We start from the raw sequence: 7,437 nt of genomic DNA, 5'->3' as shown, positions 1-7,437 counted from the left end.
ACCGTATTCCTGCTCATGGACAGGCTGCGTGCAATGGCTTTGATGCCCTGCCCCTGACGGTGTAAAATGAGGAGTTGTTTGATCTGACTCATGGGTTTTGGTTTTCCGGCCATCGTCTTCCGCTTAGTACTTGGTGAGCGACTAAGAAACCAAAACCATTAAAAAGAGGGGTCAATATCCTCCGGATTCAGGACCCAAGGGGGTCAACATGCTCCGGAATCCAGACGAATATCCCACTTTGGGGGGTCAACATCCGCCGGAATGTCAGTCGAATCTGGCCACTAAAGGCACTTTTTGCTCCTGAAAAACCTCCGGATTCAGGGGGTCAACATGCTCCGGAATATCCACCATAGTCGATAGACTATAGTTTTTTATCCATGGTCTATGGACTATGGACTATTATCTATTTAAAATCCGCAACCCGCATCCCTTTCCTAAAAGTATCAAAGCCAAAGTTGGTCGGCTTGTACTCCCCCACATACTCCACATTCAAATCCGGTGTAATTGTTTCCGACATCCCCAAAAGCCAAAAGGAAGCATTGAGTACCAATCTTCTGAGATCTGCACTTTGAAAACCGAGTGATGAACCCATCGTTGAGGCAAAGGCCATCCCCGGCTTTCCTCCCTCGATTTGATAGGGTTTGGTCCAGGCAATGGGCATGACTGATTTCTCCCACATCAACGGTGCCTGATCATCCATTCCTGCGGTGGATTGTCCATAGATCAAGACCTCCGCCTCTTTGGGAAGGCTTTGTATCCCATACACATCCTCGGGAACCCAGATATCTTTCACGCCACGAAGCACCGGATGATCATTCATTTGTTGCACCCCATCAATCAACGATCGGGAACCTTCCTTGGCATGGATCCCGTGGTGATTGACCCAAGTTTCTCCGAAAATCCGCTTACCAAATCCTTTTTCCCAACCTGCTTCTTTCCCGTTCCAAGTCCACTTGGCAAACTTTGATTCCTTGTTTTTCTGGTATGCAAAAGCATGCGTCGATGTGCGCAAACCGATGATGGGTTTACCCGCTTTGAGGAAATTTTCAATGTATAGACTTTGCTCGTCCGGAAGTTCACGGAATCGGACCAGCATGATCATCAGGTCGGCAGATTCCAGGTGCTCCAGACCGGGGATGTTGTTTTGATAATTGGGCACTACATCGCCGGTACCCGGTTCGATCGGGAACAGAACCGTCGTCTTAAATCCATAGCGGGTGGAGAGGATTTTGGCCAGCATGGGCATGGATTCTTCCGAGCGATATTCATCGTCCCCTGCTACCAGAACGATGTGCTTGCTTTTGCCAGGACCTTCTCTTCCCTCAAACTGAAGGAATGTTTGGCCGTTTTGAGCACAGGCAAGCAAAGTAAAAAAAGTAAGTAGGAAGCTAAAAAGAAGACTTTTTCGAAGGTAGTGCATGTTTATGTGGGTTTTGGATTTGGCTGGCCAAACAGCCTACAGATTTGAATTCTCAAAATAGAATTTTTTGAATTAATACAAGTCCTGTCCTTGTGTGTTGATCAAGACTTTTTTCGGATTCGCCTGAAAATCAAAACCGGAATCAATACCAAAACCCCCACGACTAATCCGATCAGAAACTCCTTGACAATCGCCGGCCAGGATTCAAGCAAATGGTGAAAAAACTCAATGTTGTGTGCAAAAATACCCCCTGCGACCAACAACAATGCAATTGTGCCTACAAAGGCGAGCATCCTGATTACAATTGGCAAGGCGCCGACCAATAGCTTTCCCGCTTTATCGGAAAAGCTATCCGTCCTTTCGTTCATTGCAATCAATTTTAATCCAAATTCATCCATGCGCACGATGAGGCCAACAATTCCATAAACGCCCACCGTCGCAATTAGGGCTATCACCGAAACAACTGCAATTTGAGTAATTAGGGGTTTGTCCATTACTGTACTCAGTGCGATTATTACTATTTCTACAGAAAGAATAAAGTCCGTAGTGATAGCCGATTTGATCTTTCCTTTTTCCAAAGCTAAAATCTGTACTTCGGTTAAATCTAAGTCCAATCGGGATTGGGCTTCTTCCCGGTGAGGCAGGAGGTATTCATAGATTTTTTCGGCACCCTCGTAGGCTAAGTAAAGGCCCCCGATCACCAAAATAACGGTAACAGCTATCGGTAAAAAGGCACTTAGGAGGAAGACTACGGGAAGAATAATTACTTTGTTGAGCAGGGATCCTTTCATAATCGCCCAAAGAACAGGAAGCTCTCTTTCTGTGACGAAACCCGATGCTTTTTCAGCATTTACAGCCAGATCATCCCCTAAAATCCCGGCAGTTTTCTTTGCTGCCACTTTACTCATGACTGCCACATCGTCCATCAAGGCGGCGATATCGTCTAATAATGCAAATAAGCCTGAAGCCATTTAGAAGTACGATTTTCGAAATACGAATTACGAGGATCTGAGAAGATTTTAAGCTCAAGGAGGAAATAAAAGTCTAAATTTTCTATTCCAGCTCCCTTTCCAATTCAGAAAATAAAGCGTTGACCTAAAAGACCTAGATTCTTAATTTTCCAATCTTCAAATTTTTCAATTTTTCAATTCTCTATCAAATATCAACGGAAAGAACTTCCCTTCCATCTTCTCACCTTTTGGAATTATTGGCACTCCGGAGAGTAGCGGTTCATTGGTATCAGAGACCGTACCATCGGCAAAGACATTGAGCACAAAAGCTTTTCGGGATCGGTCAGAATAGTTGGCAAAGCTCCCATGTACAAGCAAAGGATGGTGGAATGCTGCATGTCCTGCCTTGAGGGGTATAGCTACAGGTTTGAAATCCGCCTTTTGCTCCTCCGTCATCATAGCCATCAGCCCATCCATTTCACCTGCTAAATCAGGCTTTTCAAGCAAGCCCCAGCGATGCGAACCCGGCACATAGTGCAGACAGCCATTTTCTTCCGTCGCGTCGTCCAAGCCACACCAGCAAGTCAGATGCTGCATGGCGACTGTCCGAGTCCAATAACTGTAATCCTGATGCCAGGCTACATTTCCACCATGATGTGCCGGTTTGCAGAAGAGCTGATCATGCCAAAACCGAACTGGCCGATCTCCCAAAAGCTGGCTGGCAGCCATCCGGAAAGCGGGATTCCAGATCACATCGTGAAATGCATCAGCAATCCGCCAATGCCCCAAGGAATGAAACAAGACCTTGTTCGGATCACCTGATTCATTGCTGTGAAACTCATGAAAAAGATGGTGTAACGGATGCTGCGGATCCATCACTTCGTCCAAGGCCTTCATTAGTGCCTCAATTTGAGCTTCATTCAAAAGCTTGATGTCAGCGAGATATCCATTTTCATGAAAAAATTCGACTTGGGATTTTTTTAGACGGTATTGATCCCAATCCGAGGCAGATTTGGGTTGCGGGAAAAGATCAGTGATCGGTTGGTGGAAATCGGCTAGGTCGGGCATGAATTAGAGGTAAATTGATAATGGAAAAATAGAGAAAAAGAGTAAGAAAATATAACTGAAAAAATTCAAACAGGAACAACTAAGTAAAACTTAAAAAAAAAATCTAATCCATAAACTTCAAATAATTAAAAAAATTAGTAAGCTTCTCTTGATTTCCTTGCTCAAATACTTCCAAACAGCAAATTTTCCCGTTATTGAAATATCCAAGCTTAGGAAAAAACTCATGTTGGGTTAGAATAGACAATTGTCCTATTTCATAAATATAAACCTCATCAAGTGAAATAACCTTTTGCAAGGAAAACCTTATTTCCTTCTCTTTAATCTTATTATTTCTAACAACCAATAATTTTATTTCAGGATTTTCTGAAAAATATCCTTTTAAAAACAAATTCAAATCTTCGAAACAATTAAAACAAGAGCTTCCAGGTAATATCAGGACCAAGCCCTCTCCTTTTTCTTTTATTTCAGAAAGATCTTTTATGTAGTAAAATCGATCAGTACTCAATCCTTCATTTACAAGTTCTCTCAAAGACCTGATTTCAGTCATCTCAAAGTTTTGATTTTTTTCTTGAGGTGAAGAACATCCTAAAGCTAAACTAAAAAGCACAAAGAGTTTATTTTTCATCAAAAAATAAAATTATAGGATTGTCTCCGTCTTTCACCTGAAAAAGCACTTGGTATTCTCGTAAAATACTGGCTTCAGAAGGTATTACCAAATAGGCCCTATTATTACCTAAAGTCCCAAAAGAAATTTCTTCATCCAATTCAAGTACTACATCTTGTCCCAAATAATCAAATGAAATCTTCCTTCCTGATTTAAGAATTTTTTCACTTTTATCATAAACAGAAACAAATGGAAGACCTTGATTAAAAAATTTATATAACAGGTATCTTTCAAATTCTACCACATTCCCAACGTTGTAGGATTTATCAGAAGAATTGATATATTGGAATACATCAACTATAGAAGAATAATCCCTACCAATCAATTCATTCTCGTTCACCTTGTTTGAACCAAAATCAACATAATATTTTGGAATTACTTCCATATTTTCACTCACATAATAAATAGTATCATTAAAAGAATTTACAAAATTGTACCCAACTGGTCCTTTGGAAAAAAAGTCGTGTCTGTACACATGAAGATACCTAGCTTTTTCAGGGTTAAATTTCAAATGGTTTTTGCTTAGCGCAAATCCAGTTGCTAAATTTTCCCCTACAAACGAGTATAATGAAGAAAATTTATCTAATACTTCTAAATACCCCGAAGTACCAATTAATCCCTTTTCTAATTTTTCAACCCCAAACAAAGGATAATTTAAGGAATAATCAACTTCCATTTCAAGATCATAGTTAATTTGAAATATGGATCTTTGATTCGAGTCATATAACCAAAGCCTATCCTGCTCTGGCAAAATAAGCACATCTGTAAGGTTAACATATTCATCCGGCCCGCCAATTCCTTTGGTGAGTTTTTTTTGAAAATCTCCATTTAATTTAAATTTAAAAAGGGAACTACCTCCTTTTATAAACACCAAATCATCATCAACCAATACCTTATTGATATAATCAATGATCGAGGAATCGTTAGATTGAAGTTTTATCAACCTATCAAATGTATAGAATTCAGACAAATTCAAGATTGATGCTTGACTTGGCAAGTCTTGACTAATAATATTTAGACTGACATTTTCAGCGTGATTAGAAGGACTTGAGCACGATAAAAACAAGAAAAATAATGCTAATACCTGTAACTTAATTGTCATAGTCTGAAATTAAATAAAATCCTAAAAAAAAGTGCTATTCATCTTCGAGAGAAAAATAGCACCTATACCAAAACCATAATTTAAGAATGTGAACCTCCACATCCAGCTGCATAACAACAAGAAGAATCAGTGTTTGCGCAACAATATCTACTTCCTGAAGAATTTCCCATTAATGGTCCACAGCTTGGAGCTGGTGGATCGCACATTGTTTGTGAGTATCCATTTGGAATTACACTCGAAAGAAGGAGGCTTTTCTCTCCACCTGGACTTGAAAGATCTAGGGAAAACAACCCTAAAAAACACAGGGCAAAAATGCCTGTCAACTGAATTAATCGTTTTTTCATGATAATATGATTTTAAAAGTGGAACATAAACTAATTTAAACCAGTAAAATTAAATATCAAACTTTTCTTAATTCCGAATATCCATTTAACTAAACCCAAAATATTGAATTTTTATTTTTTTCAGAATAAAATTTTGCACCCCCCCCATAATTTTTTAACTATTCAAAAGATAATTTCTTTCGAAATCGATTCTGTAAATTACAATTTTAATTTCAAAATTCAGGAAAAATTCCTTTTACAACATTCTATCGCAATCATTTCCGTTGATTTTCAAATCAATAACCCCAAGTCATCATTTTGATTCTTAAATTTAGGAAATCCTAACTACTAAAATTTAAACATTTTTTATATTCATATTCAATAGTTTCAACCCAAAAATACCCCCATCATGTCAACCAATAGAAGAGACTTTCTGAAAACCGGAGCCACAGCCGCACTTGGGCTTTCAGGACTGACCATCCTTTCCCCCAATGTTTTCGGGAATTCCATGGGCTACGTGGCACCCAGTGACAAAGTAAACCTTGCCTGCATCGGCATCGGAAACCGGGGTAATGAAATTATCAAAGCCTTGGACAAAACCGGACTCTGCAATATCGTCGCCCTCTGCGATGTGGACATGGGTGCCAAGCAGACTTTGGAAGTGATGAACATGTTTCCAAAAGCAAAAAAGTATCAGGACTTCCGAAAGATGTTTAACGAGATCGGTAAGGAGTTTGACGCAGTCAGCATTGCCACACCTGATTTTTCACACTTCCCGGTGACGATGATGGCATTGGCTGAAGGCAAGCATGTCTATGTGGAGAAGCCCATGGCGCGGACTTTTCAGGAAGTAGATCTGATGATCGCCGCGGCTAAAAAATACCCGAAACTGGCTACCCAAATGGGAAACCAAGGGCACTCAGAAGGCAACTATTTCCAATTCAAGGCTTGGAAAGAAGCCGGAATCATCAAAGATGTCACTGCCATCACTGCCCACATGAACAGCCGAAGACGCTGGCATGACTGGGACCCCAAAATCACTCGATTCCCTACCGCAGAACCTGTCCCTTCCACTTTAGATTGGGATGTCTGGACCAGTCAGGCCCAGCCTCATGCATTTCACAAGGATTTTCACAACGGACAGTGGCGATGCTGGTACGATTTCGGAATGGGTGCCTTGGGTGACTGGGGAGCCCATATCATCGATACCGCGCATGAATTTTTGGATTTGGGATTGCCTTACGAAGTCAACCCAACCAAACTATCAGGGCATAATGCTTTCTTTTTCCCGATGTCTACTACACTTGAATTCAAGTTTCCTGAGAGAGGCAGTATGCCTCCACTTGTCATCACTTGGCAGGATGGAATAGACAATATCCCTTCAGTCCCGGATGGATATGGTGTCTCCGAACTTGATCCGAACATCCCGCCACCAAGCAACGGAATGATTCAGCCTGCGAAATTGAATCCCGGCAAGATCATTTACAGCAAGGAGCTGACCTTCAAGGGAGGTTCGCACGGTAGCACGCTGTCGATTATCCCTGCGGAAAAAGCCAAGGAGTGGGAATCCAAACTTCCTGTAGTACCCGAGAGTCCTTCCAATCACTTCGAAAACTTCCTCAAAGCCTGCAAAGGAGAGGAAAAGACCCGATCATCTTTCGAAATCGCAGGGCCGTTAAGTCAGGTGTTTTGTTTGGGCGTGATGGCGCAACAAATGGGCGTAAAACTGGAGTTTGACCGTGAAACCCGGCAGATCACCAACAACCCACTGGCTAATCAGGTCTTGGCAGGTATGCCGCCGAGAAAAGGCTGGGAGGAGTTTTATAGAGTGTAGAGTTTAGACTTAAGACACTAGATAAAAGACTTAAGACCGTCAGATTTGATCTGGCGGTCTTTTTTTAAATGAAACT

General features: G+C 41.2%; 7 protein-coding genes. 1 reads left to right on the top strand and 6 read right to left on the bottom strand.

Going from position 1 to position 7,437, the window contains the following annotated elements:
- From BLQ81_RS23145 to BLQ81_RS14110, 6 genes are all read right to left on the bottom strand, one after another.
- On the bottom strand, positions 1-92 hold a 92-nt coding region (locus BLQ81_RS23145), incomplete at its 3' end, for a helix-turn-helix domain-containing protein (RefSeq protein ID WP_407640249.1).
- Between the two features lie 311 nt (positions 93-403).
- Positions 404-1,420, bottom strand: a complete 1,017-nt coding sequence (locus BLQ81_RS14130; protein WP_092731105.1) for a ThuA domain-containing protein — start codon at positions 1,418-1,420, stop codon at positions 404-406.
- Positions 1,421-1,521: 101 nt separating this feature from the next.
- A complete protein-coding gene (locus tag BLQ81_RS14125) occupies positions 1,522-2,391 on the bottom strand; it encodes a DUF808 domain-containing protein (protein ID WP_092731103.1) in 870 nt (289 codons plus the stop codon).
- Between the two features lie 165 nt (positions 2,392-2,556).
- On the bottom strand, positions 2,557-3,438 hold the full coding sequence (locus BLQ81_RS14120) for a phytanoyl-CoA dioxygenase family protein (protein ID WP_092731101.1): 882 nt from the start codon (positions 3,436-3,438) through the stop codon (positions 2,557-2,559).
- Positions 3,439-3,541: 103 nt separating this feature from the next.
- Positions 3,542-4,063: a hypothetical protein gene (locus BLQ81_RS14115; protein ID WP_092731099.1), complete on the bottom strand. Its 522-nt coding sequence runs from the start codon at positions 4,061-4,063 to the stop codon at positions 3,542-3,544.
- Positions 4,053-5,204, bottom strand: coding sequence for a 6-bladed beta-propeller (locus BLQ81_RS14110; RefSeq protein ID WP_092731097.1), 1,152 nt, complete (start codon positions 5,202-5,204; stop codon positions 4,053-4,055). The genes BLQ81_RS14115 and BLQ81_RS14110 overlap by 11 nt, the downstream gene beginning before the upstream one ends.
- Before the next feature lie 732 nt (positions 5,205-5,936).
- Here BLQ81_RS14110 and BLQ81_RS14100 point away from each other — a divergent pair.
- Positions 5,937-7,361 carry a Gfo/Idh/MocA family oxidoreductase gene (locus BLQ81_RS14100; protein WP_092731093.1) on the top strand — a complete coding sequence of 475 codons (1,425 nt, stop codon included), beginning with the start codon at positions 5,937-5,939 and terminating at the stop codon, positions 7,359-7,361.
- Positions 7,362-7,437: the final 76 nt, after the last annotated feature.

The organism is Algoriphagus alkaliphilus (genome assembly GCF_900103735.1).
In the GTDB taxonomy this organism is placed as follows: Bacteria; Bacteroidota; Bacteroidia; order Cytophagales; family Cyclobacteriaceae; genus Algoriphagus; species Algoriphagus alkaliphilus.
Note: the sequence above shows the minus strand (reverse complement) of the source record. Positions and strands in the feature narration are given on the sequence as shown.